Here is a 24,360-nt window from a genome sequence, read left to right as displayed (position 1 = left end):
GGGGTTCGCCTGCGGCTCACCCCAACCTGAGGGGCTGCGCCCACACCGTCCCCACCCTGGCCTCAACTGACCCCACCCTGGCGCCCTCCGGAACTCCATGCGCCGGCGCAGGGCATGCACACTTTGCCCATCGTCCGAACCCCTTCCCGGCCCGGCTGCCACTCCGCGGCGCCTGTCCGGGCAGGGGCGCGGACGCTCATTCGCCACAGGGGGCGATCCATCCATGTCATCCGTCCGTCCGGCGGCGCGTCTGCGCGTCCGCGGTTTTTCGCTGATCGAGCTGATGGTGGTGCTGGCCATCGTGGCCATCCTCACCGCCATCGCGGTCTCCTCGTATCTGTCCTATGTGCTGCGCAGCAAGGTGCGCACGGCCCAGGGCGACCTGGTGGCGCTGTCGCTGAACCTGGAGAACATGCTGCAGCGGCAGCTGCAGTACCCGCAGGTGACCACCACCAGCACCGACGACACGGTGCAGCAGTTCACCGGCTGGCATCCGGCCCAGATCAATGACTTCACCTATACGGTGGTGTCGACCAAGCTCGGCTACACCCTGACCGCCGCCGGCATCCGCGGCAGCCTGGCCACCTGCAAGCTGACCCTGGACGCCACCGGCAAGCGCCAGGTGCCGGGGCCCTGCGGTTCGATCACCTCATGGTGAGCTTGGCCCCATCCCACCGGCAGCGGGGCATGTCGCTGATCGAGCTGATGGTGACCGTCACCCTGATGTGCATCATCGCCCTGGCCGGCGTGCCGCTGACCAAGGCCTGGGTCGATTCGGCCCACCAGCGCGAAGCCGCCGGCATGCTGGCCGAGGGCCTGGGCCGCGCCAAGGCGCTGGCCATGCGCAACCCCGGCGGCATCGCCGACCCCGCTCAGCCAGGCGCGTTCGTCTGCCTGACCGGCAACACCGTCGCGGTGGCGCGGCCGGACCAGAGCACCGCCTGCGGCAAGGGCACCCTGGCCTGGAGCACCACCCTGCCGACCGGCAGCTCGATCGCGCTCGGCGACAAGACCGCCTTTTACTGCGTCGCCTATAGCGCGCGCGGCGCGGCGCTGGCCGTGAAGGTGGCAGCGTCCGCCACCCCATGCACGGTTCCGTCCTCGCCCCCGACCCCGGCCACCACCATCGAGGCTCATGCAGGCAATGAAGATGCACTCGCCGTGTCCATTCCCTGAGCGCCGCCGGCAGCGCGGCGACGTGCTGCTCGAATCGCTGATCGCCGTGCTGATCACCGCCATTATCGGCGCCGGCACCGCCTACATGACCACGCGCCTGACCATCAGCGCCAAGGACCAGCGCCTGGAAGGCATCGCCGCGCAGCAGATGCGCGAACTGCTGCAGCGCTACGGCGCCTCGCTGTGCACCGGCGGCGCCAACCAGGGCCTGGCCAAGCTGCGCAGCCACGACGGCGAACTCACCGACCTGCAGGTGATCTGCGCCGACGGCGCCGCGCGCACCGTCAACGGCATCAGCGTGCAGGGCACCACCCAGGTGCTGTTGTGCACCAGCGCCGATCCGGCCGGCAGCAGCAGCGCGCCATCGATCGCCGTCGGCACCGGCGACGTCACCGCCTGCGCGAGCACGAAGAGCAGCAGCGGCAGCGGCAGTGGAAACGGCAATGGCAATGGCAACAGCGGCAATGGCAACGGCAACGGTGGTGGCAACGGCAACGGCAACAGCGGCGGCAATGGCAACGGCAAGGGCAAGGGATACGGAGACAGCCAGTCGTGAACAGCGCACGCATCCAGCACGGCTACACCCTGATCAGCATGCTCGTCGGCCTGCTGATCGGCGTCATCACCGTCGGCGGCATGCTGATGCTCTACAAGTCGCTGGTGGTGGTGGCGCGCGACGTGAAAGCCCAGGCCGTCCAGGACGGTGAAGTGGTGGCCAGCGTGCTCGGCGCGCAGGTGCAGTTGCAGGAAGCCGGCTTCGGCCTCGGCGCCACCGCGGGCAAGGACCTCATCGTCATTGCCAACGCCACGTTCGACAACAAGAAACTCAGCGGCACCGCCGCCGCCAGCTATGACAACGCCGTGCGCGGCAATGCCGTGGTGTGGGGCTACAACCCCAGCGGCAACGGCGCCGCGCCGGATCCGGCCGCCTATCGCTGCGCCGGCCTGCTGCTGGTGGTCGATGCCAATCACGCCGCGGACGTGCCGGGCGCGCAGCTCTATGCGCTGCAGCCGGTGGCCTGCGACAGCGCGGCGTCGTGGAACCAGCTGAGCTGGCAGCGCGTGGCGCTGACCTCGCCCGACAGCATGCAGGACACCGGCCTGTTCGAAGCGCTGGCCAGCAGCTGCTGGCCTTACGCGCATTCCGACGCCGCCACCGCCATGCAGCTGAACTACTACCCGGAGCCGGCCAGCGCCTCCAGCAGTTTCGGCCGCGGCACCGGGGCGACCATGGCCGACCACGCGGCGTTCTCCGTGTGCCTGCCCAACTTCCGCCACTGACTTGAGCGAGCGCGACACCATGCCCAAGCATTCTTCCCAGCGTTCCGGCCGCCATCAGCGCGGCATGGCCACCTTGCTGCTGGTGATCCTGGTCGGCCTGGCCATGACCGCCACCGCGTTCGGCGTGGCGCATGCCGTGCGCGGCACGCAGGAAAGCCAGCTCAGCCTGCATGCCGTCACGCCCGCGCAGGACGGCGCCTGGGACGGCGCCGAAGCGGTGCGGCGCTATCTGCAGAAGGCCGACGAGAACACGCTCGCGACGCTTTCCGGCGCGCTGAAGATCGACGGCAGCACGCTCGCCGCGAATGTGGTCAGCGTGGTCAAGGGCAAGGACAGCAAGGGGCGCAACACCTACCGCATCACCGTCGACCTGGTCGGCAGCGCGGCCGACGGCACCACGGCGGCGAGCAAGTCGGTGCTGCAGGCGGTGTACGACGTCACCCCGCAGCCCGGTTCCGGCAATTCCAATTCGGGCCTGCCCAACCAGCCGACCCTGATCAACACGATCAATATCTACAAGGACCTCAACCTCACCGGCGGCATCAAGGTGCTGGGCGGCAACAACGCCAATCTCAACGTGCAGGGCAACGTCACCCTGGACAACGCCACGGTGGACGGCATCAACACCATCCGTGCCACCGGCAACGTGACGGTGGGCAGCGGCATCCACGTCAACAGCATCTATTCCAACGGCGACGTCACGGTGACCGGCGCGGCCAGCGCGGACCTGATCAATGCGCTGGGCAACGTCACCATCAACGGCGGCGCCAAGCCCTTTGCGATCCAGTCCAACGGCACCGTCACCTTCAACGGCGGCAGCGCGTCCTCGGTCGATGCGATCGGCGACGTGATCGTGCCGGCCGGCGGCATCGTGATCTCCAGCATCCGCACCATGGGCAAGGTGTACTGGACCGGCAGCGGCGGCAGCGCCGGTTCGATCACCGCCAACGGTTCGGTGACCTATGCCGGCGGCAACAACGGCACCACCATCCGCGCCATCGGCGACGTGCGCCTGCCGGGCGGCGGCGCGCAGACCATCATTACCCAGGGCAACACCACGCTGGACAACTCCGGCGCGGTCGGCCAGCTGACCGGGCAGGGCGATCTGACGGTGAACACCTGGACCGGCGTGTCCGGCACCATCGGCGGCACGCTCACCAAGAGCTCGCCGTACATGGGCGCCAACATCACCGTGCAGCCGGGCCTGAAGGTGGACATCACGCCGGTGGCGCTGGCCAAGCTGCCGCCGGTGACGGTGGACAAGCCGGCCATCGACGCCTATGCGCTGAAGGATGCCGCCAACTACGTGTTCGACTTCGTCAATGGCGCGATCCAGGTGACCGTGTCCAACGTCAACGGCATCGACAGCGGTACCTATTTCCTCGGCTACTACCCGCAGGCCAACGGCCGCGGCTACCAGGATTTCCTGTGCGCCAAGCTGGTGCCCGGCACGCTCAACAGCAGCGGCAAGGGCCAGTGCAGCAAGCCGGCCACGCCGTACCGCACGATCTGCCAGGCGTTTTCGAACCAGAACGATTGCCTCGGCTACAACAACGGCACCTGGTCGCTCAACGGCAAGAGCTTCGCGCGCGGCGTGCTGTGGTTCCACGGCGACCTCAATCCCAGCACCGGCTATTACCTGGATACGCTCATCGCCACCGGCAATATCAGCACCAGCGGCGCGCACCGCACCGACGCGCCGAACTACGCCGGCTACGACCAGATCTGCACGAACGCCACGCCGGCCGGGTTGGCAAGTTCCGGTTCCGGGCTGACCGACCAGCAGGTGGCGGATTTCGCCGGCGTCTACCCGAGCAACTTCTGCGACATCGCCAACAAGCAGCTGATCGCCAATCCGATCGGCAATGTGGCGCTGCTGGCCGGCGGCTATGTGGGCGATACGTTCTCCGGCGGCAACATCACCGTGGGCGCGTCGTCGGTGATCAACGGTTCCGTGCTGGCCGGCAACACCATCAGCACCGGCGGCAGCACCAATATCAACGGCTATATCACCGCCGCCGCGCAGAACAAGAGCGACACCACGCCGGTATCGCTGAGCGGCGCCACCTTGCTGGACTACAGCAAGCTGCCCGACACCTACCAGCCGGGCAGCGTGCCCTGCATGAAGAACTGCAACAACGCCACCCAGGCCACCAACGACAACCTCAGCACGATCACCTGGACGCGCTATCTCTAATGGCCCACAGCCCACGGAAAGGGCGGGGCCGTATCATGCTCGTCCATGGAAAAACCCGTTTATGTCTTCGGCCGGTACCGCCTGGATCCCCTGGCCCGCGAACTGCGGGGGGACGGTGAGCTGGTCACCCTGCCGGCCAGCGCCTTCGATTGCCTGGTCTACCTGGTCGAGCACCGCCAGCGTCCGGTCGGCAAGGACGAGCTGATCGCCGCGGTCTGGGGCCGCACCGAAGTCAGCGACAACCTGCTGGCGCAGCACATCGTGCGGCTGCGCCGCCTGTGGGAAGGCGACACCTCGTGCATCCGCACCGTGCCGCGGGTGGGCTACCACTGGGTGGCCGAGACGTCCGTCGATACCGTGGCGCCGGAAGCCGTCGCCTACGAACGCAGTGCCGCCGAACCGGTGGCGGTTGCGGTGGACGACGAAGCCGCGGCGGAACTGCCGCCGCCATCGCATCGGCGCAGATATCTGTGGATCGCAGGCCTCGCCATCGCCGCCTGCGCCGTGCTCGCCGCCGGCTGGTGGTGGCACGCGCGCAAGGCTGTGCCGGCTTCGTCCACCATGGCACCGGCAGCACTCGTGGTGGTGCTGCCGGCCAAGGTGCAGGCGGAAGGCGAATGGGGCTGGCTGCGCTACGGCGTGATGGACATCGTCGCCAACCATCTGCGCGCGGCAGGCCTGCGCACCGTGCCCAGCGAAACGGTGGTGGCCTTGTACCGGGACGGCGCCTTCGGCGACGAGGACGACAGCAAGCGCCCCTTCGATGCCACCTGGCAGGTAACGCCGGAAGTGAAATTCCTCGAAGGCCATTGGCGCATCCATCTCGGTTTGCGTTCGGCGGAAGGGCATGTCGACGGCGTGGACGTCATCGCCAACGACGTGCTCGCCGCCGCCAAGCAGGCTTCCGATGCGCTGGTGCGGCACCTCGGCGTGCCCGGCTCCGGCACCGTGCAGTCGCCCTCGCAGCTCGACGACTGGCTGGCCAAGGTGGCCGCCGCGCGCATGGAAAACCAGATCGACGTGGCGCAGAAAGTGATCGACGGTGTGCCCGAATCCTGGCGCAACGATCCGAAGATCGAATACACCCGCGCCATTCTCGAATGCGACCGCGGCGAACGCGACGCCTGCGAGAAGCGCCTGCGCGACTTGCTGGCGCGGCTGGACAAGGAACAGAGCAAGGACCTGGTGCTGCGCGGACGCGTGTTGTTCACCCTGGGCCTGCGCTATGCCTCGGCACGGCAGATGGACCGCGGCGCGGCGATGCTGGACGAAGCGATCCGCCTGCTGGAACAGGCCAAGGCCAGCGACGAACTGGCCAATGCGTACCTCAACCGCGCCTGGCTGGCGCAGACGCAGGACAAGCTCGACCTGGCCATGACCTACCTGGGCAAGGGCCGCGCGACGTACACGCTCACCGGCAATGTGTTCGGCATGTCGCGCGCGGATTTCGACATGGGCCTGATCGCCGCCAAGCAGGGCCAGCTCGACAGCGCCATGAGCTTTCTGCAGCGCGCCTACGACCAGGACGCGCGCTACGGCGCGCGCACCATGCTGCCGGCCGAACTGGACGGCATGGCCAGCGTGGCCAAGCAGCAACTGAAGTACCGCGACGAGCTGGCCATCACCGACCGCTTCTGGCCGCTGAGCGCCGACCTGGTCGACGTGCACATGCGCCGCGAACTCACCTTCGTGCGCGCCATCGCGCTGGCCGACAACGGCCGCATGCTGGAGGCCTCCTCGCTGGCGCATCAGCTGCTGCGCGAGATCGATCCGCGCGAAGACGCCATGCTCGCCGCCGAAGTGCCGGCCCTGCTGGCGCAGATGGCCTACGAGATGGGCGACGACGCCGAGGCCGCACGCAACGCGCATCAGGCGATGGCGCAGCAGGACGGGCTGGACCAGCAGGACCGCTCCACCGCCTGGCTGGTGCTGGTGCGCGCGCTGGCGCGCGGCGGCCATGCCGACGAGGCCGCCAAGGAAGCCGAGCGCTTCGATGCCTGGGCGAAGGAACAGCCGCCGGGCGACGGCGACTGGCCGCCGCTGTACGCGGACCTGGCGCAGGCGGAACTGGTGGCCGCGAAAGACGTACCGCGCGGCCTGGTTCTGCTGGAAGGCCTGCTGGCGCGCGCGCGCAAGGAAGGCGTGCCGGCGCTGATCGTCAATGTCGGCAGCTCCTACGCCAGCGCCTTGCTGCAGGCCGGGCAGGCGGACCAGGCGCTGACCGTCAGCGGCACGCTGTCGGCCTGGGCGCAGGACGACGTGCGCGTGGTGGCGCTGGAAGCGCGCATCTACCAGGCGCTGGGCCACGACGATGCGCGCGACAAGGCGCTGCAGCGCGCCAAGCTGCTGGCCGGCGAGCGTCCGCTGCCATCGCATTGAAACGCTGACCGGCAATTGGCCCGTGCTGACATGGCCGGGCCGATACCCCGGCACTAGCCTGTACCCACCTCGCACTGGCCCCACCTCCGGGTATCCACTCCCACCGGAGACAGCCGTGGAGGAAGCGGCGCCAACAGGGCGCGCAACGGTCTGCCGGCGCCGCGTTTTCCATAAACCGTTCTATCCGCCCGGGGAGGATGCCCCGGTCCGGACCGCCGCTTAGCCCTCGCCCCCGGGGACTTCGATGACGCTCTGGTTGCGGGTAATGACGGAGCCTCCCTAGGCTGTGGGCAGTGCAATGAAACCTCCGACTCATTGGCTGTACCGTTCGAACCGGCGACCTACCATCGCCGGTTTTTTTTGCGCCGCGCACCGTCGCGCCTGCTTGCCGCAGCAGCCGTTGGACGCATCGCTGTTTGCGAAATCGCCCAGCGGCACTTATGTTTTTCCCTGGATCGATTGAAGGGCATCTTGTCCCCTCACTAGTCTCGCGCCGGGCGCAGCCAGGGCCGGATACCGGCGGCTCCCGACGACATCGATGCGGCATGGATGCAGCCATGCCTGGGGGTAGCGCGGTTGATCGAAGACAAGGGCGGCAAGACGCCCATCGGCGTGGTCGTCGCCGACCACGACGCACGCTTGCGTGAAGAAGAACTGCTGCCCGGCCTGGCCGCCCATGGCTTCGAGCCGGTCGGCGTCGGATCCGCGGCCGCGCTGTACCGCTCGCTGGTCGGCGACCGCTACGACCTGGTCGTGCTGGGCGCGAACCTGCCCGACGAAAACGGCCTGGCCGTGGCCCGCCATCTGCGCCGCCACTCTTCGCTGGGCATCGCCATGCTGCTGGAGCTGCCGCTGCCGCGCGGCCACAAGGAAGCGCTGCAGGCCGGCGCCGACGTGTGCTTCGCCAAGCCGGTGGAAACCGAAACCCTGGCCATCTCCCTGCGCAATCTCGCCGCGCGCGTGGGCGGCGTGCCGGGGCGTGCGCGCAGCGAGATCGACTGGTCGCTGAAGGCCGACGGCTGGCAACTGGCGGCGCCGGGGCAGCGCGCGCTGGCTTTGTCGATGCCGGAACGGATCATCCTCAAGCGCCTGTTCGGCACGCGCCAGGCGCCGGTGCCGCGCGCCGCGCTGCTGGCCGACCTGATCGCCACGCTGGATGAGTTCGATCCGACCAGCCTGGAGCGCGTGGTGCACCGCCTGCGCCGGCGCGTGCTGCAGCGGACCGGCTTGCCGCTGCCGCTCGAAGTGATCCGCGGCATCGGCTACATGCTGGTGCTGGAGGAGGCGGATTAGCGCAGCGCATCGGCGCGATCACGGCATGTTCACTACGCGCCGCACGCATCGCGCGTGATGCCGAGCACAGCTTGCGCAGCATGTGCCGTGCAGGCATGGGCGCGAGGGCGACAGAACGAGAGGCGGGGAAATAAAGCGATATTTGGTGGAATTGTCCAAATATTTTCCTTCCGTTAGCTTGCCTCGCACGGATGCCGGATACGCGAAAGCGGCCCGCATCCATGCAACCTGTCTGTCGTCGTGTGACCTAAGGGGGTTTTCGACGAATAGGCGCGCGCGCTCCTGGATGGAGCGTGGCGGCAAGGGGTGTTACCGGGGGAATGGCAGGGGCGCGTTGCGTTCCGTGCCGCTCCTCCATGTCCCAACGGAGGAGCCCGCCCGGCGCTGGCTTTTCCATGCGCATCGGCGGACACCACTCATGAATCTATTCGCAAGCAAGACCCGCCATACCGTTGCAGCGAGCATCGACGCCGCCGCCGCCGTGTCGATGGCGGCGCATCGAGGGCGTGCCGTCCCGGTGCCGATGCGCTGATGCTTCCGCACGCGGTACCGCTGTGAAACGCCAGGTGGCTATCGTCACGGGAGATGCCGGCCTGTACACCGGGCCGGCGCTCGTGCAGCTGCAGGAGGCGGGCTTTGCCGCCACGCCGATGGCGTCGGCGACGGATCTGTATCGCGCCTGGGTCGGCCGGCTGTTCGACATGGTGGTGGTGGATGTGACGCTGCCCGACGAACACGGCGTGTCGGTGGTGCGGCATCTGCGCAGCATGTCGCGCGCCGGCATCGTGCTGCTGACCGGCGCCGGCGCGAAGGAGGGGCCGCTGGATGGCCTGCATGCGGGCGCCGACATGTGCCTGCCCAAGCCGGTCGACGGCGAACTGCTCGCCGCTGCGCTGACCCGGCTGGGCGAACGGCTGGATCCGGAACCGGCACCGCTGGCGCAATCCTGGCAGTTCGGCGCCGACGACTGGCAGCTGTGGGCACCCAATGGCCGCGTCGCGCCGCTGTCCTTCGTCGAGCGGCTGGTGCTGCGCCAGCTGGCCGCCTCGCCGGATGTGCCGGTCAGCAGGGAGCATCTGCTGCGCGTGCTGGAAACCGCCGCGCACGAGCCGCGCACCGCGCGCCTGGACCTGCTGGTCCACCGCCTGCGGCGCAAGGTGGAACAGCGTACCGGTTTCGAACTGCCGCTCACCTATATGCGCGGCATCGGCTATCTGCTGGATCTGGACAAGGCCGCGCCGCGCCAGGCATCGAAGCTCTGATGGCGCGGGGCGTCAGCGCGTGGCGCCGAGCAGTGTTTTCATCCAGCCGAACAGATCGTCCATGGCGAACGGCTTGGCCAGGAACGCGCTGTCCGGCACGCCCTGCGTCTGCCACTCGGCGCTGGCGTGCCCGGACATGTAGATCACCGGCAGCTGCCGGTACAGCACGCGCGCCTGGCGGGCCAGGTCCCAGCCGTCGAGGCCGGGCAGGCCGATATCGGTAAGCAGCAGGCCGACGTCGGAGCGTGCGCGCAGCACGGCGAGGCCTTCTTCGGCGGAGGCGGCGAGCAGCACTTCGTGGCCGTGGCGTTCGAGCAGGAAACGCAGCGAGTCGCGCAGTTCGGCGCGGTCTTCGACCACGAGCATGGTGGTGTGCGGGGAACTCGCGGCGCGGGTAAGACTGGCGGACATGCAGGCGACACGATGGCGGCGGCGGGGAGCGCCGAACTTATCGGCGCGCACGAAGGCCTGCCATGTGCGGACGGGCCAGGCGCGACGCAGGCAGGGCCAATCCTCGCGTTGCAAGCGCCGGCCCCAACTGACAGCCCGGCTGTCCCGCGCTGACATGTCCGCGCGCAGCCCCCGCTCACACCATATGCCACGCCGCGCCGACGCCCCATGTTCGGTAGCGCAGGGGGTAAGGCATGCTGGCGCTACACGACATCGAAATCATGCGCGGCGTGCAGTGCGTGCTGCGGCAGGTGTCGCTGGAGGTACCGCGGCCCGGCGCGCTGTTCCTGGTGGGCGGCGGCAGCAGCGGCAAATCTTCGCTGCTCGGCGCGCTCGCCGCGCGCGGCGAGCTTGCGCTGCTGGGCATGGCCACGTGGTGCGGGCAGCCGCTGGCGGCGGCGCTGCCGTCCATCGCCTGGCTGGGCCAGCGCGATCTGTTGGAAGGGGGAGTCCCGCCCGGAAGCCATGCGCTGCATGCATGGCTGCGCGAAATCCGGCGCGAGAAGGAAGCCGATGCGGAAACCCAAGTTTCCGCATGGCCGCGCGCGCTGCGCCGCTACCTGGCGGTGATGGCCGCGCTGGCCGCACCGGCCGATCTCTATCTGCTCGACGAACCCACGGCCGGCCTCGATGAAGCCATGGCCCAGGCCGTGCGCGAACGCTTGAGGGTGGTCGCCGCGCGTGCCTGCGTGGTGATCGCCACGCACAACCGGCTGGACTGCCTGCACGTCGGTGGCGCCACCGCGCTGCTGGCCGGCGGCACGCTGCAGGAATGCGCGCCGACGCGCCAGTTTTTCCGCGAGCCGCGCACGCCGGCCGGCCGCATCTACGTCGACACCGGCAACTGCAACCTGCCGGCATCCTCGCGCCAGCTGCGGCCGGACGTCGGCGTGTGGTGGTTGATCCCCGGCCTGCTGTGCGGCATGAGCCGCCCGGGCATCACCTCGAATATCCAAGCGCAGTTCCGCTATCTGGCGAGCGAAGGCGTGCGCCTGCTGGTGTGCGCGGAAGAACGCTGCGTGTACTCGCTGGAAAGCCTGCGCGAGCACGCACTGGAACTGCACCACTTCGCCATCCGCGACCTGGCGCCGCCCAGCCTGGACCAGGCCGTGCGCATCTGCCGCCTGGTCGAACGCGCCATGCGCGCGGGCGACGGCGTGGCCGTGCATTGCCGCGGCGGCCTGGGCCGCACCGGCACCGTGCTCGCCGCCGTGCTGGTGTGGCTGGGCGACGGCGCGGAAGAGGCCATCGTGAAAGTGCGCGCGGCGCGCCCGATGGCGATCCAGACCAAGGCGCAGGCCGACTTCGTGCGCGGCTTCGCGCACGCGGCGCGGCAGCTGCAACCCAGCGGTACCCCCTAGATTTCCCACCCACGAGAGAAAACCGATGTCCCTGGATAAAGCACTGTCGGCGGCGCAGACCGACGTTCCCGAATGCGTGGCGGTCGGCTACGTGGACATGACCAGCGGCTTCCTGCTCGGCGTGAAGACGGTCGATTCGCATCCGGGCGAGATCCTCGACCTGGTGGCGGCGGCCACCGGCGATCTGTTCCAGGGCAAGAACGTGACCGAGATCGAGCGCCTGTTCGACCAGTCGCGCGGCATCACCAATCGCGCGGCCGGCGCGCACTACTTCAACGAGATCGTGGTGTTCAGCACCAACCTGATCCACGTGTTCATCCGCTCGAAGAAGAACCCCAGCAACGTGGCCGTGTTCGTCGCGCGCATCGCCGCCAACATCGGCATGGTGCTGACGCGTTCGCGGCTGAGCATGGTGGCGCTGGAGGCTTCGATCTAAAGCAGCACGGCGGTACTGGCCATGCGCCGACAAGACGACAGCGGCCGCGCGTTGCGGATCGCATGCCCCAACTTCAGCGCGGAGGAGCTCGGTGCGCTGCGTTCGATCCTCGGCCTGCTCAAGCCCTACCTGAAGCATGCCTGGGTGGTGGACGCCGCGGTGATGGAAGCCGTGGCGCCCACCGACCTGTGCCTGATCAACATGGATCACCCCGGCGCGCCCAGGGTGCCGCCGGGCCATGCGCGGGTGATCGGCTGCTCGTCGCGGCCGCGCAACCATCCGCGCGGCACGCTGCACCGGCCGCTGCGCCCGCCGGAGATCCTGGCCCTGCTCAGCGAAGCGGGCAGCCGTGTGCTGGGCGAGCGCCAGTACGCCGATGCCACGCCGTCGCTGGAGTGGTCGTACCGGCTGGTGGCCTGGCCGCGCGACCTGGGCGAGTGGCCGAAATCGTGGTGGCGCGTGATGGCGAGCATTTCCGCCGAAGCGCTGCCGCTGCCGCGCATCGCCGAACGCACCGAGCTGCCTTCGCGCTACGTGGAGCTGTGCATCGAGCGCCTGCGCGCGGCCGGCCTGGTCGAACGCACACCGCGCGTGCGAGAGGCGGCGCAGGCCGCCGTGCAAGAACAGGGCGAGCGCCGGCGCTGGTCAGGGCTGGCCGGCCGCATCCTGCAACGATTCGGATTGGGGAAATAATGGGCGAAGTGCACAAGATCGTTTTCATGGGGGCTCCGGGCTCGGGCAAGACCACCTGCATCCGCGCGCTGAGCGAAATCGATCCGGTCTCCACCGACGTGCCCTGCACGGACGAGCTGCGCGACCTGAAGGAAACCACCACGGTGGCGCTGGACTATGGCGAGCTGCAGCTGGACGACGGCGAATCGCGCGTGCTGCTGTACGGGCTGCCGGGGCAGGAGCGTTTCAGCTACATGTTCGAGGTGGTGCGCGAGGGCCTGCTCGGCGCCATCGTGCTGGTCGACGCCACCAGCCAGGACGCGGTGCAGGAACTCTCGCGCACGCTGGCCTGCCATCGCGCCGACCTGCGCAAAATGCCCTTCATCGTGGCGCTGAACAAAAGCGAAGAGGCCGCCGACGCGATCGCCGAGCGCTGCCGCGACGCCGTGCGCGCGCACGGCCTGATGGCGCCAGTGATGACGGTGGATGCGCGGCGGCGCGAGGACATCGCGCACCTGATCGAGCTGCTGCTGGTGATCCTGGAATTCGGCTTCGGCTTCGACCAGCCCGGCGACCCGGCGCGCGCGGAGGGCAACGCATGAGCATCGACATGCCCAGCCAGCGCCAGTGCCTGGCCGCGCTGGACAAGGCCATGGAGCATTGCCAGGGCATCGTCGCCGGCATGTTCGCGCTGCGCGACGGGCGCTGCTACGCGGAACGTTCGCGCGCACGCGTGTCGGTGAGCAAGTTCGCGGCGATGAGCAGTTCGCTGATGGCTCTGTCCAACAGCGTGATGGCGGAGCTGGCGGCCGATTCGCCGGGCTATCTGCTGATCGAGGGGCGCACGCACAAGCTGGTGGCGTGCAAGGTGCCGCGCGGGAAGGTGGGCTTGATCGTGGCGGTGCTGGCGCAGAGCGAGGTGAGCCTGGGGCTGGTGCTGGGGTATGCCAGGACCTGTGCGCGGGAAGTGTGCGAAGTGGAGCCGGCCACGTAGGGCGTAGGTTGGGGTGAGCGCAAGCGAACCCCAACGAACCCCGCAGGTTGCCGCAACGTTGGGGTTCGCTTGCGCTCACCCCAACCTACGGCGGCGGGGTCGCGAATGGCCTCGGCTGACCACCCGCTGGCGTCCTGCGGCTCCTTCACCGGAACCTGCGCCTCCCTACACTGGACTCGCAGGGTTGCATCTCCCGTTTTCGATAGTGCGAACCGGTCCACAGAAGGACCAGCGCGGGAACCCTGGGGACGGAAGCGTGTTGCCCGCTGCCACGACGTGGCGCGATCCGCTTCCCTGATCGTCATTCATGCATCCACGTTTCAGACAGCGGCGCCATCGGCCGCTGCTTCGCTCGCGCGCGATTCCATCCGCGGCGATGCCTGGCGCAAGGGGGAATCCACACCGTGTGCAGCTTTTACCGACAAGATATCCGGCGCGTACCCGTGCGCGCCTGGCCGGCGCGGCGCGTGCTGTGCGCCGCGCTGCTGTCCGGCCTGGGCTGGCTGCCGCAGGCGCAGGCGGCCTGCAACACCACCGGCACGTCCACCGTCTGCGATACCGCGGCGCCCAGCCCGTGGACCAGCACCGTCGGCGCGGGTCCTTCCGCCCCGACCGGTTCCAGCGTGACGGTGAATGCGAATGCGCAGATCGTGGTGGGCGATGCGTCGGCGATCGCCCTGTTTGACCGCGCGAACATCGTGATCAAGTCCGGCGCGCTGGTGCAGAACAATGCGGTGCGCGCGGTGGGCTTGTATCAATCCGGCGCCAATACCATCGATTTCCGCAGCGACAGCACGCTGACGGTGGAGCAGGGCGCGACGGTGCTGGCGGCGGGCAGCGAGAACAATGGCGAGGCGGTGAATCCGCAGGCCGCGGGCAACCGCATCGTCAACAGCGGCACCATCCGTTCGATGAATGCGGCGGCGATCTGGTTCCAGGCCAAGTCCGGCGGCAACGTCGTCATCAACAACGAGACCGGCGTGATCCAGGCGCCGGGCAATGTGATCGGCGCCACCGGCAACAGCACGCTGGATTTCACCAACAAGGGCAAGGTGATCGGCAACCTGGTGTTCGCGCGCGGCAACGACACGCTGCGCCTGTACGGCGGTTCCTCGGTGAGCGGCACCATCGACGGCGGTGGCGGCAGCAACCTGCTGACGCTCAATGGCAGCGGCACCGACACGCTGCCGACCATCGTCAACTTCCAGACCATGCGCAAGCTGGACGACGGCATGTGGATCGTCGGGCGGCCGCTGGCCGGCATGGGCGTCACGTCAGTGGATGTGCAGCAGGGCACGCTGGTGCTCAATGCTGACAATTCGGCGTACACCGGCGCCATGCAGTTGCGCGCGGGCGGCACTCTGGCGGTTGGCGATGCCACCGCACCGGCTGCGTCGCTGCAAGGCAACCTGACCGTGCCGGTGGGCGCGGCGCTGGGCGGCTACGGCAGCGTGCTGGGCAATGTCGACAACCAGGGCACGTTGGGCGTGGCGGATGCGCTGGCGCCGTTTGCCGGCGGTACGCTCGGCAACTTTGCCGTGCGCGGACAGCTGAGCAACTCCGGACTGGTGAATATCGGTGCGGCCCAGGGCGTGGGCCGTACCTTGACCGTCGGCAGCTACGTCGGGCGCAACGGCATGATCGCCATGAACGTCGTGCTCGGCGGCGATGGTTCGGCGGCGGACAAGCTGGTGGTGGACGGCGGCAGCGCGACCGGTTCGACGCTGCTGAAGATCGCCAACCTCGGCGGGCAGGGCGCGGCTACCGTATCCGACGGCATCCTGGTGGTGCAGGCGATCAACGGCGCGACTACCGACGCCGGGGCGTTCTCGCTGAGCGGCGGATCGCTGAAAGCCGGCGCGTACGAATACCTGCTGGTGAAGGGGGGCGTGTCGACGGGAACGGCGGATGACTGGTATCTGCGGAATACGCAGGCGGCGCCTGCACCGGCGCCTGCTCCTGCACCGGCGCCTGCTCCTGCACCGGCGCCTGCACCTGCACCGGCACCGGCACCGGCACCTGCACCGGCACCGGCACCGGCACCGGCACCGGCACCGGCACCGGCACCTGCACCTGCACCTGCACCGGCACCGGCACCGGCACCGGCACCGGCACCCGCACCTGCACCTGCACCTGCACCTGCACCTGCACCGGCGCCTGCACCCGCGCCTGCACCTGCACCCGCACCCGCACCCGCACCTGCACCTGCACCTGCACCTGCACCGGCGCCTGCACCGGCACCCGCGCCTGCACCTGCACCTGCGCCTGCACCTGCACCTGCACCTGCACCTGCACCTGCACCGGCACCGGCACCGGCACCGGCACCGGCACCGGCACCGGCACCGGCACCAGCACCAGCACCAGCACCAGCAACACCTGCCCAACCCGTCGTTCTCTATCGCCCCGAAGCCGCGCTATACGCAGCGGCACCTTCCGTCGCACGCCAGCTCGGCGCCATGCAGCTGGAGAATTTCCATGCGCGCCAGGGCGATCAGGCCCAGCTCGGCGAGCGCGGCGAACTGCCCGCGAGCTGGGGCCGCGTGTGGGGTGGTCACAGCACGATGTCGCAGGGCGGCGCGCTCGATCCGCATTACACCGGCACGCTGAGCGGCGCGCAGGTGGGCCAGGACATCTATGCGGACGAAGGCGCCGAAGGACAGCGCAACCACTATGGCATGTTCGCCGGCTTCGCGCGCTCCAGCGGCGACGTGCGCGGTTTCGCTGCCGGCACGCAGGATCTCGCCGTCGGCCGCCTGCGCCTGGACGCCTACAGCATGGGCGGCTACTGGACGCATCTCGCGCCACGCGGCTGGTACGCCGACGCGGTGCTGATGGGCACGGCCTACACCTTCGATCCCACCTCGCGCGACGGCGTGCAGGCTACCGCGCACGGCCATGCGGTGACGGCATCGCTGGAAAGCGGCTGGTCACTCGCGCTCGGCCATGGCCTGCGCATCGAGCCGCAGGCGCAAGTGGTATGGCAACGCCTGGCGCTGGGCCGGCTCGACGACGGCATTTCCAGCGTGGCGTTTCGCAGCGGCCAAGCCGTGACCGGCCGCGCGGGCGTGCGCCTTGCCGGCAACTGGCCGGTGGGCGCGGCGACGTGGCAACCGTACGTGCGCCTGCATGTGCTGCGCACCACGGGCACGGACGACGCCACGTCGTTCGGCGGCGTCGCACCCATCGCCACCTCCACGCGCCAGACGCTGGGGCAGGCCGATGCCGGCGTGGCCGTGACGTTTCTTTCAGGAGGCAGCCTGTATGCCTCCGTCAGCTATACCGGGAACCTGGCGGGCGAGCGGCAGCGTGTCGTGGCCGGCCGTCTCGGTCTGCGCTGGTCGTGGTGAGGCGATGATGATCGATCCGGAAGAACTGACCGTAGCCCATCTGCCGCAGGCCTTGCGGCGTGAACCCGGCGAATGGGCACGCGATGACGGCGACAGCATGGCGATCTACGCCCTGGCGTACCGGCGCCGCGCGCGGGGCGCGGCCACGCAGGCGGCCGTGGCGACCACGCTGCTGTGCCTGCTGGCTTCGGTGCTGATGAATTCGCCCTGGATCGCCGTCGCGGGATTCGCCGCCTGTCCGCTGGTCTACACGGTGGCCAGCTGGATCCTGGAAGGACGCCTGAGCGCGCGTCTTGGCGTATCGCGCGTGGCCTTGTCCGCTTGCGTGGCGCGTTTCATGGCCAGCCCCGAGGGAGCCGCGCAGGCGGCGATGCTGGAGCGCAGCGCGGCGCAGGTCAGGATCGAGGGCGACCGCAACCGGTGGCCCACCGCCGGCGAATAGCCACCTGTTTTCGGCGATGGCCGCGTCCACCTCGATGGTGGCGCGGCTTTGCCGTGCCTGTCTGCGGCAAGGTGTTTTCAGAAATCCGGCGACCGCGCTTACGTTTTATGTGCGGGCGTGAGCAGGTTCACTGTGACGGCCGCGCAAATTCTTGCCTGGCCGAATTCGCGACGCATCACGGATTCCGCGGCCTGGCCTGCATTGACCATGCGCCGGCCTGCGCGGACAGGAGCGCGTGAAACGCGCTCTCTACGCTTGCCGCCGCGGAGGTCCTTCCGCCTATCGACCTTTCTGGAGAAGTGCATGCATACACAGGGGAGCCATGCCTTGTTGTCACCGAAGTCGTTGTCTCACGCCATCCAAGTTCTGATCGCCACCGCCGCGCTGGCCGCGCCCTTCGCCTGCGCGGCGCAGGAGCCCATCGTCACGCCGTGGGGCGACGTCGCCGCCGAACCCGCGCTGCCGGCCGCTTCCGCGGTGTGCGCGGTGCTGCCGGCGAAGCGCACGCCGGTCAACGGCTCGCTCGACGCCAGCGATGCCGATCCGTCCGCTTCCGCGCCGGATACCGCCGATATCCAGTTCGCGCTCGATCACTGCGGTCCAGGCAAGGCGGTAAAACTCGTCACCGGCGCGAACGGCGCCACGGGTCTGCTGACCGGTCCGCTGACCTTGCGTTCCGGCATCACGCTGTGGATCGACCAGGGCGTCACGCTGTTCGCCTCGCGCAATCCCAAGGACTACGACAATGGCGCCGGCCTGTGCGGCATCGCCAACAAGACCGACAAGGTGTCCTGCTATGCGCTGCTCAACGGCAGCCACCTGGACAACGCCGGCATCGTCGGCGCGGGCATCATCGATGGCCGCGGCGGCAGCCTGCTGACCGGCGGCGCCAACAAGGGCCTGCGCAGCTGGTGGGACGTGGCCTATCAGACCAAGACCGGCAGCAGCGTGACACAGCACAATCCGCGCCTGCTCAACATTCTTGGCGGCAACAACTTCACCCTGTACGGCATCACGCTGCAGAACTCGCCGAACTTCCACGCCGTGCTCGACGGCATCGACGGCGTGCTGGCCTGGAACATCAAGATCCTCTCGCCCAGCCTGGCCTACACCGTGCCCGGCTACGCCTGCCCGAAGGGAACGACGCCGGACGCGAAGACGCCGGCCACCTGTTTCACGCCGGATACGGTCAAGAACACCGATGGTTTCGATCCGGGCGAGTCGACCCGCGTGGTGCTGGCGTATTCGTACATCAGCACCGGCGACGACCACGTGGCGGTGAAGGCCGGTTCGGGCAAGGGTTCGCAGTACCTGCTGTTCGCGCACGACCACCTGTACTACGGCCATGGCCTGTCGATCGGCAGCGAGACCAATACCGGCGTCAGCGACATGACGGTGGAAGACCTGGTGGTGGACGGGCACGACAGCCCCAACGGCGTGGGCATCCGCATCAAGTCCGACGTGTCGCGCGGCGGTGCGGTCAGCGACGTGGTCTATCGCGGCGTGTGCATGCGCAACGTGCGCCAGCCGCTGGTGTTCGATGCGTTCTACAGCTCGACCAAGACCAAGAAGTCGTATCCGTCCTTCACCGGTATCGAGGTGCACGATTTCCACGACCTCGGCAGCGTGGCCTACGGCGGCGGGCAGGCGACGTTCGAGGCCTATGCCAGCTACCCGCTGCGCATCGTGCTGGACAACGTTCAGTTCGACGGCGCGCAGCCGGCCACGTATCTGAAGGGCCATAACGGCGGGCCGGGCACGCTGCCGGCGAATACCGCTTTCAGCTTCGGGCCGGGGCCGGTGAGTTTTGCCAAAAGCATGGAACAGAAGTACGGCAATGGCGTGTCGTTCGGCGGCGCCATCACGCAGAACACCGCGCCGCGCGATTGCAGTACGGCCTTCGTGCCGATGAGCAGCGTGCTGGCGACGGCGCCGCTCTGATTGCGGAAGAAGCAGGACAGGCCGGAGTGCATCTCCGGCCTGTTTTTCTGCGGGTCATTCGGGCCTGCGCCGGAATGACGAGTCGTGCGGCATTGCGTTTCGGTCACGCACGAAACATCAATTTGTCACCATGAGTGATTAAATTTCGATGCAACGGGATCGGACCTCTCGAGGGGAGCGTCCGGACCCGCCGCGCTGGTGTTCGCAAACGAGCCTGGTGGTTGGGGACATGCGGCGTATTCATCACTCAAGACTTCGTCCGGAGACCTAGCTCAATGAAACGTCGTTCCAAAAAGAACTCGCTGCCGCGCGCGCTCACCAGCCTGCTCCTGCTCTCGCTGGGCGCTACGCTCGCGCCCAAGGCCTCGGCCATGTCCGAGCCCTGTGTGTACCAGAACTACAAGATCCTCGACGTGTGGAAGCACCTCAACACCGAGCGCCACATGGCGATCGTGATCGCCCACCGCGGCTGGTGGGGTAATCACAACGGCCCGCGCAATACCTGCGGTGCGCGCAACGACCGCGCTTCCGGCGATCCGGAGAATTCGATCTTCGCGGTGACGGACGCCTTGCACGGCGGTTTCGAAGCGGTGGAAGTGGACATCAAGATGACCCGCGACGGCGTGCCGATCCTGATGCACGACTTCACCCTCGGCCGCACCACCGACATCTACCAGGGCAGCGGCCAGCGCAAGTTCGATCCCTATGCCGCCAGCCATAACCAGCCGCAGGGCTTCAACCCCTACGTCAACCAGCGCAACTGGTACGGCGACCTGGAACACCACTATCTGCTGTCGCCCGACCGCAGCAAGGTCTACAACCAGCACATCCCGGCGTTCGCCCAGCTCCTGGATCAATACCGCCTGGCCGAGACCAGCGGCATCATCGTGCTGGACGTGAAGGACCGCGCCTCCATGCAGGAAGTGTGGCGCCTGATGAACGACCACCGCGACAGCCATAATTCGCTGGCGCGCAACTGGGTGGCGGTGAAGTTCAACGTATCCACCTATCCGAACCCGGCCGACCTCGAAGCGGACCTCTACAAGCACGCCGATCCGCACAACAACGGGAGCCAGGAGCCGTTCCTCGGCATTCCGGTGCTGACTAACAACATGCTGGACAAATTCCGCAATCTGATCGACATCGAGAAGAACTACATGACCAAGGACTACACCCTTGGCGTGGAAGTGAACATCAATGCGAAGAACGGCCGCCTGCAGAACGCCTATAACGTGGTGGGCCAGTACCGCAAGCCGGTCGGCATCTTCAATCCCATCGCCGACGACGGCGCATGGAGCGGCGACGGCCAGAACCGCGCGTTCTTCCAGAACACCGGGCAGTGCTGCTACCGCCTGTGGTCGGTCGCCTACGGCGACAGCACCGTATCGCGCTGGGACTGGTCCTTCCTGTACGGCAACGGCTGGAAGTCCTTCGACTTCATCACCACCGACGCAGCCGGCGCGATGATCGACGATCTCGCGGCCAAGGGCCTGCGCTGGAACAACAGCTCGATGCAGTAAGGCGCCACGCTGGCGCGCCGCATCGGCGGCGCGCCGGTCCTTGCCACGGGACATCCGCCATGAACAAAGGTCTATCCATGCCGCTCCATCGTCTGTGCGCTGCCGCGCTGCTGTCCTTGCCGCTGGTTGGCGCTCCATTCGCGGCGCATGCCGTGGGCGACGATCCGGTCGTGCTTTCCATGGGCCACGAACAGTGGACCGCCTCCCAGTTCAAGCGCGTGGTCGCCGATACGCCGCCGCAGGTGAAGGAGGCCGCCCTGGCCGATCCTGCGGCGTTCGCCAGGCGCTACGCCGATATGCACCTGCTCGCGCAACTGGCCGAGTCGCGCCAGCTCGAACAGGACCCCGATGTGCGCCAGCAGCTCGCCTGGGTGCGCGAGGGCGTGCTGGCGAATGCCGCCAAGGACGATCTGTACCGGCGTGCGCAGGTCAGCGATGAAGAGGCGAAGCGCTACTACGAGGCGCACAAGGGCGATTTCGTCGACTACACGCTGCAGCACGTCGTGCTCCGCTATCAGGGCTCCGGGATCGCCCCGCGTGCGGGGCAGAAGGATATGAGCGTGAGCGAAGCGAAGGCCGAGGCGGACCAGCTGCGCGCGCAGGTGCTGCACGGAACGGATTTCGCCGACATCGTCCAGCGCTATTCCGACGACGACGATTCCAAGGCCGATGGCGGCCTGCTGCCGGAGACGGCTTCGCGCAACCTGTTGCCGGAGATCGCGCAGGGGATAGCGGGTCTCAAGGAGAACGACGTATCCCAGCCGATCAAGACGCGTTATGGCTACCACCTGGTGAAGGTGATCAAGCGTGTCGACAACAGCTTCGAGGATGCGAAGCCGCATGTGGTGATCCTGCTGAAGAGCGAGCAGATGGATCGGCAGATCGAGGCGATGAAGCAGGCGAAGCGGGCAAAATTGGACGCCGGGTTTTTTCAGGCAAGCCCCGCGCCATAGCGATCAGCCCCCTCTCCCCGCCGGGGAGAGGGTTGGGGTGAGGGGCCGGGCGGAGCTGTGAGCGGAAGGTCGAGAAAGCCACCAAGCTTTTGTTTGCTTCGTAGAAGCTATATCGCGAGCACCCGCCCCTCATCTGCCTGCCGGCATCTTCTCCCCGGAGGGGAGAAGAGATTCCAGTGTGTAGGTTTTTTTAAGAGGGCCAATGGCGCAGCGCCATATCAATGGAAAAAGCATTCCTTGAACGGCAAACTCGCCGCCCCCAGCGCCACCGCATCGAACGGCGCCTCCGCCACCACGATCGCCGGCTGCGGACGCGCATGCCCGCGCCGCGACACATTGTCGATGGCGATGCGCGGAATCAGCCGCTGCGCGAGATCCGGCGGAATGCGTCCGCCCAGCACCACCGCCTGCGGATCGACGATGGCCACCACCGCCGAGGCAATCACCGAAAGCCCCGGCGCCACGCGTTCGATCCAGCGCTCGATCGCCGGCCACTTCGGGTCGTAGTGCTCGACCAGGGCCTGGATGTCGGCCAGCTCCACGCCGTCCTTCGCCAGCATCGCGCGCAGCGTTTCCAGCGCGGCGCGTTCCAGCCCCAGCGCCGGCAGCATGCCGGCGAATTCGCCCGCGTTGCCATGCGCGCCGCGCGCGCAGCGGCCGTCCATGATCAGGCCGCCGCCGAAGCCGTGGCCGAAATAAAAGTAGGCGAAGTCGCGATAGCGATGCCCCACGCCGTGCAGGCTTTCGCCGATGGCGGCGACGCTGCCGTCGTTGTCCAGCCATACCGGATGGCCCATCGCATCGGCGAGCAGGGCGTCCACTTCCAGCAAGGCCAGTCCGTCGAGCGGGTCGGGCGGATTGACCTTGGAGCCGTCGCCGACGAAGAAGCCGGTGATGCCAAGACCCACGCCGAACACGCTGTCTTCGCCCACGCCGCTCTTGTGCAACAGGCGCTCGGCCAGCGTGCGGATCCGCCGCAGCAGTGCGGCGCGGCCGGTGGCGCGCATCGGTTCCTGGTGCTGTCCGAGCACGTTGCCGGCGAAATCCATCAGCGCCAGCGCGATCGAATCGGTGGTGATCGACACGCCGATCGCATGCGCATAGCCCGGCACCAGAGTCACCGCCGCGGCCGGCTTGCCGCGGCCTTGCGAACGCGTTTCGCCCAGCTCCAGCAGGCCGCGTTCGACCAGCTCGTCGACCAGGCGCATCACCGACTGCGCGGTAAGGCCGGTGGCGCGCACCAGGTCGGCGCGCGTGGTGGTGCCGTGGCGGCGGACCAGGTCGAGCAGGTCGCGCTCGTTCGCGGAGACGGCGAGGCCGCTGTCGGCATCGCGCAGGAAATCCGCATGCAGCTGGCGGGCGAACGGCGTGGGAGCGGGCATGGGGTGGCGGGGTGTCCTTGCGGTTGAAGGCTTATGTTAGCGGCCGCGCTTGCGGGCGCCACGCGATCCACGCCGTGGCCAGTCCGCACAGGCCCATGCTGGCGGCCATCGGCAGGTCCGAATGCTCCATCGAGGCGGCCAGCAGCCAGCCGGCCAGGGCGGCGGGAACCGCCAGCAGCACGCCGGACAGCGCGGAAGCGGTGCCGGCGCGTTCGGGAAAATGCTCGCTCACCGCGGCCTGCCCGCAGGATTGATGGATGGCGTGGCCGAACACGTAGAAGCACTGCGGCGCGATGATCGCCCACGCCGTGTGCACGCCCAGCAGCACCAGCAAGGTCATGGCCGCGCCGCCGCCGAGCGTGAGCGCGGCCGCGCGCACCAGCGTGGCGCGCAAGCCAAGCCGGTGCAGCCAGCGGCGGCAGACGAAGGTGCCGGCCATATGCACCAGCGAGCCGCCGGCCAGCACCAGGGCGTAGCGCTGCGGCGACATGCCGAGCCGCACGATCAAGGCATACGAGGAGCCGGCCAGGAACAGGTAGTGGCCGATATAGCTGCTCGCGGTGAGGCCGGTGTAGTGGCGGAACGACGGGTGGCGCAGCATGGCGCGCCACTCGCCCGGCAACCAGGCCGTGCGCAGGCCGGCGGACGGCAGCGTTTCGCCGATCTTCGCGCCGACCAGCAGCAAGGCCGCGGCGCCGAAGGCGGCAATCGCCGCAAGCGTGGCCTGCACGCCCGCCTGCGCATACAGCCACGCGCCCAACGGCGGACCCAGCAGCGAGATCACGCCCAGCCACGAGAACGCCACGGATAATCGATGCACGCGGTCGTGCAGCGCATGCAGGTCGCGCAGCATCGCGCGGCAGGCCACGCCGGCGGCGGCTACGCCAAGACCCTGGCCGACGCGGCAGGCGAGGAACAGGCCGTAGTCGCGCGTGCTCATCAAGCCGAGGCTGGCGGCGAGGAACAAGGCCAGCCCCGCCAGCAGCACCGGGCGGCGCCCCCAGCGGTCGGTGGGCATGCCCCACAGCCATTGCCCGATGCCGAAGCTCGCCACCGCCGCCGCCAGGGTGTGCTGCGCCTGCGCCGCGCTCGCCCCCAGCGCTTCCTGCAGCGCAGGCAGCGCGGGCAGGTACAGGTACATGGCGGTGGGATGCAGCCCCAGCATCAGCACGATCGCCGTCATCAGCACGGCGGGCGAGGCGGGGCGGCCGGGACGGGCGGCCATGGTGAGAACGGAAGACGGCATGCGGATATAGCGACCGGCGGAGGGAACG

21 protein-coding genes are annotated in these 24,360 nt (G+C 68.4%); 18 read left to right on the top strand and 3 right to left on the bottom strand.

The window, feature by feature from the left end:
* The first annotated feature begins 223 nt into the window (after positions 1–223).
* From KK141_RS22340 to KK141_RS22305, 8 genes are all read left to right on the top strand, one after another.
* Positions 224–658 carry a prepilin-type N-terminal cleavage/methylation domain-containing protein gene (locus tag KK141_RS22340; protein ID WP_214573158.1) on the top strand — a complete coding sequence of 145 codons (435 nt, stop codon included), beginning with the start codon at positions 224–226 and terminating at the stop codon, positions 656–658.
* Positions 652–1,176, top strand: coding sequence for a prepilin-type N-terminal cleavage/methylation domain-containing protein (locus tag KK141_RS22335; RefSeq protein WP_284733909.1), 525 nt, complete (start codon positions 652–654; stop codon positions 1,174–1,176). Before KK141_RS22340 ends, KK141_RS22335 begins: the two co-directional genes overlap by 7 nt.
* A complete protein-coding gene (locus KK141_RS22330; RefSeq protein ID WP_214573156.1) occupies positions 1,145–1,732 on the top strand; it encodes a type II secretion system protein in 588 nt (195 codons plus the stop codon). Before KK141_RS22335 ends, KK141_RS22330 begins: the two co-directional genes overlap by 32 nt.
* Positions 1,729–2,457, top strand: a complete 729-nt coding sequence (locus KK141_RS22325; protein WP_214573155.1) for a hypothetical protein — start codon at positions 1,729–1,731, stop codon at positions 2,455–2,457. Before KK141_RS22330 ends, KK141_RS22325 begins: the two co-directional genes overlap by 4 nt.
* A gap of 19 nt (positions 2,458–2,476) precedes the next feature.
* Entirely contained in the window at positions 2,477–4,654 is a 2,178-nt protein-coding gene (locus KK141_RS22320) for a FapA family protein (RefSeq protein WP_214573154.1), read from the top strand.
* A gap of 45 nt (positions 4,655–4,699) precedes the next feature.
* Positions 4,700–7,033, top strand: coding sequence for a winged helix-turn-helix domain-containing protein (locus tag KK141_RS22315; protein ID WP_214573153.1), 2,334 nt, complete (start codon positions 4,700–4,702; stop codon positions 7,031–7,033).
* Between the two features lie 576 nt (positions 7,034–7,609).
* The gene (locus tag KK141_RS22310) at positions 7,610–8,326 is read left to right on the top strand and encodes a response regulator (RefSeq protein ID WP_214573152.1); all 717 of its coding nucleotides are present in this window, start codon (positions 7,610–7,612) and stop codon (positions 8,324–8,326) included.
* Between the two features lie 566 nt (positions 8,327–8,892).
* Entirely contained in the window at positions 8,893–9,588 is a 696-nt protein-coding gene (locus KK141_RS22305; protein ID WP_214573151.1) for a response regulator, read from the top strand.
* Between the two features lie 12 nt (positions 9,589–9,600).
* Here KK141_RS22305 and KK141_RS22300 read toward each other — a convergent pair whose 3' ends face one another.
* Complete coding sequence (locus tag KK141_RS22300; protein ID WP_214573150.1) at positions 9,601–9,999, bottom strand: response regulator; 399 nt, start codon at positions 9,997–9,999, stop codon at positions 9,601–9,603.
* 233 nt (positions 10,000–10,232) lie between these two features.
* Between KK141_RS22300 and KK141_RS22295 the strand changes: the two genes are divergently transcribed.
* The 10 genes from KK141_RS22295 to KK141_RS22250 all read left to right on the top strand — a co-directional run bounded on the left by KK141_RS22295 (position 10,233) and on the right by KK141_RS22250 (position 21,704).
* Positions 10,233–11,399, top strand: a complete 1,167-nt coding sequence (locus tag KK141_RS22295; RefSeq protein WP_214573149.1) for a protein-tyrosine phosphatase family protein — start codon at positions 10,233–10,235, stop codon at positions 11,397–11,399.
* A gap of 25 nt (positions 11,400–11,424) precedes the next feature.
* The gene (locus KK141_RS22290) at positions 11,425–11,835 is read left to right on the top strand and encodes a hypothetical protein (RefSeq protein ID WP_214573148.1); all 411 of its coding nucleotides are present in this window, start codon (positions 11,425–11,427) and stop codon (positions 11,833–11,835) included.
* Between the two features lie 21 nt (positions 11,836–11,856).
* Positions 11,857–12,528, top strand: a complete 672-nt coding sequence (locus KK141_RS22285) for a hypothetical protein (protein ID WP_214573147.1) — start codon at positions 11,857–11,859, stop codon at positions 12,526–12,528.
* Positions 12,529–12,536: 8 nt separating this feature from the next.
* Positions 12,537–13,109, top strand: coding sequence for an ATP/GTP-binding protein (locus KK141_RS22280; protein ID WP_214573146.1), 573 nt, complete (start codon positions 12,537–12,539; stop codon positions 13,107–13,109).
* Positions 13,106–13,501 carry a hypothetical protein gene (locus KK141_RS22275; RefSeq protein ID WP_214573145.1) on the top strand — a complete coding sequence of 132 codons (396 nt, stop codon included), beginning with the start codon at positions 13,106–13,108 and terminating at the stop codon, positions 13,499–13,501. The genes KK141_RS22280 and KK141_RS22275 overlap by 4 nt, the downstream gene beginning before the upstream one ends.
* Before the next feature lie 443 nt (positions 13,502–13,944).
* On the top strand, positions 13,945–16,848 hold the full coding sequence (locus tag KK141_RS22270; RefSeq protein ID WP_214587359.1) for an autotransporter outer membrane beta-barrel domain-containing protein: 2,904 nt from the start codon (positions 13,945–13,947) through the stop codon (positions 16,846–16,848).
* A 4-nt stretch (positions 16,849–16,852) separates the two neighbouring features.
* Positions 16,853–17,290 carry a hypothetical protein gene (locus KK141_RS22265; protein ID WP_214573143.1) on the top strand — a complete coding sequence of 146 codons (438 nt, stop codon included), beginning with the start codon at positions 16,853–16,855 and terminating at the stop codon, positions 17,288–17,290.
* A gap of 303 nt (positions 17,291–17,593) precedes the next feature.
* Positions 17,594–19,231: a glycoside hydrolase family 28 protein gene (locus KK141_RS22260; protein WP_214573142.1), complete on the top strand. Its 1,638-nt coding sequence runs from the start codon at positions 17,594–17,596 to the stop codon at positions 19,229–19,231.
* Between the two features lie 275 nt (positions 19,232–19,506).
* Entirely contained in the window at positions 19,507–20,751 is a 1,245-nt protein-coding gene (locus tag KK141_RS22255) for a glycerophosphodiester phosphodiesterase family protein (protein WP_214573141.1), read from the top strand.
* Positions 20,752–20,828: 77 nt separating this feature from the next.
* Positions 20,829–21,704 (top strand): peptidylprolyl isomerase, encoded by an 876-nt coding sequence (locus tag KK141_RS22250; protein ID WP_214573140.1) that lies wholly within the window; start codon positions 20,829–20,831, stop codon positions 21,702–21,704.
* A gap of 218 nt (positions 21,705–21,922) precedes the next feature.
* Here KK141_RS22250 and KK141_RS22245 read toward each other — a convergent pair whose 3' ends face one another.
* Together KK141_RS22245 and KK141_RS22240 are read right to left on the bottom strand one after the other, a co-directional pair.
* On the bottom strand, positions 21,923–23,086 hold the full coding sequence (locus tag KK141_RS22245) for an ROK family transcriptional regulator (protein WP_214573139.1): 1,164 nt from the start codon (positions 23,084–23,086) through the stop codon (positions 21,923–21,925).
* A gap of 31 nt (positions 23,087–23,117) precedes the next feature.
* The gene (locus KK141_RS22240) at positions 23,118–24,332 is read right to left on the bottom strand and encodes an MFS transporter (protein WP_214573138.1); all 1,215 of its coding nucleotides are present in this window, start codon (positions 24,330–24,332) and stop codon (positions 23,118–23,120) included.
* Positions 24,333–24,360: the final 28 nt, after the last annotated feature.

The sequence above is a fragment of the Dyella sp. LX-66 genome, assembly GCF_018599165.1.
Lineage (GTDB): Bacteria > Pseudomonadota > Gammaproteobacteria > Xanthomonadales > Rhodanobacteraceae > Dyella_D > Dyella_D marensis.
This window is presented reverse-complemented; position numbering and strand designations above follow the sequence as displayed.

What these genes read in the sequence shown, in the direction of transcription:
- KK141_RS22240 (WP_214573138.1), bottom strand. Translation starts at nt 24,332, where the DNA reads ATGCCGTCTTCCGTTCTCACCATGGCCGCCCGTCCCGGCCGCCCCGCC.
- KK141_RS22340 (WP_214573158.1), top strand. Translation starts at nt 224, where the DNA reads ATGTCATCCGTCCGTCCGGCGGCGCGTCTGCGCGTCCGCGGTTTTTCG.
- KK141_RS22320 (WP_214573154.1), top strand. Translation starts at nt 2,477, where the DNA reads ATGCCCAAGCATTCTTCCCAGCGTTCCGGCCGCCATCAGCGCGGCATG.
- KK141_RS22295 (WP_214573149.1), top strand. Translation starts at nt 10,233, where the DNA reads ATGCTGGCGCTACACGACATCGAAATCATGCGCGGCGTGCAGTGCGTG.
- KK141_RS22330 (WP_214573156.1), top strand. Translation starts at nt 1,145, where the DNA reads ATGAAGATGCACTCGCCGTGTCCATTCCCTGAGCGCCGCCGGCAGCGC.
- KK141_RS22335 (WP_284733909.1), top strand. Translation starts at nt 652, where the DNA reads ATGGTGAGCTTGGCCCCATCCCACCGGCAGCGGGGCATGTCGCTGATC.
- KK141_RS22250 (WP_214573140.1), top strand. Translation starts at nt 20,829, where the DNA reads ATGCCGCTCCATCGTCTGTGCGCTGCCGCGCTGCTGTCCTTGCCGCTG.
- KK141_RS22290 (WP_214573148.1), top strand. Translation starts at nt 11,425, where the DNA reads ATGTCCCTGGATAAAGCACTGTCGGCGGCGCAGACCGACGTTCCCGAA.
- KK141_RS22255 (WP_214573141.1), top strand. Translation starts at nt 19,507, where the DNA reads ATGAAACGTCGTTCCAAAAAGAACTCGCTGCCGCGCGCGCTCACCAGC.
- KK141_RS22245 (WP_214573139.1), bottom strand. Translation starts at nt 23,086, where the DNA reads ATGCCCGCTCCCACGCCGTTCGCCCGCCAGCTGCATGCGGATTTCCTG.
- KK141_RS22275 (WP_214573145.1), top strand. Translation starts at nt 13,106, where the DNA reads ATGAGCATCGACATGCCCAGCCAGCGCCAGTGCCTGGCCGCGCTGGAC.
- KK141_RS22300 (WP_214573150.1), bottom strand. Translation starts at nt 9,999, where the DNA reads ATGTCCGCCAGTCTTACCCGCGCCGCGAGTTCCCCGCACACCACCATG.
- KK141_RS22260 (WP_214573142.1), top strand. Translation starts at nt 17,594, where the DNA reads ATGCATACACAGGGGAGCCATGCCTTGTTGTCACCGAAGTCGTTGTCT.
- KK141_RS22315 (WP_214573153.1), top strand. Translation starts at nt 4,700, where the DNA reads ATGGAAAAACCCGTTTATGTCTTCGGCCGGTACCGCCTGGATCCCCTG.
- KK141_RS22285 (WP_214573147.1), top strand. Translation starts at nt 11,857, where the DNA reads ATGCGCCGACAAGACGACAGCGGCCGCGCGTTGCGGATCGCATGCCCC.
- KK141_RS22265 (WP_214573143.1), top strand. Translation starts at nt 16,853, where the DNA reads ATGATGATCGATCCGGAAGAACTGACCGTAGCCCATCTGCCGCAGGCC.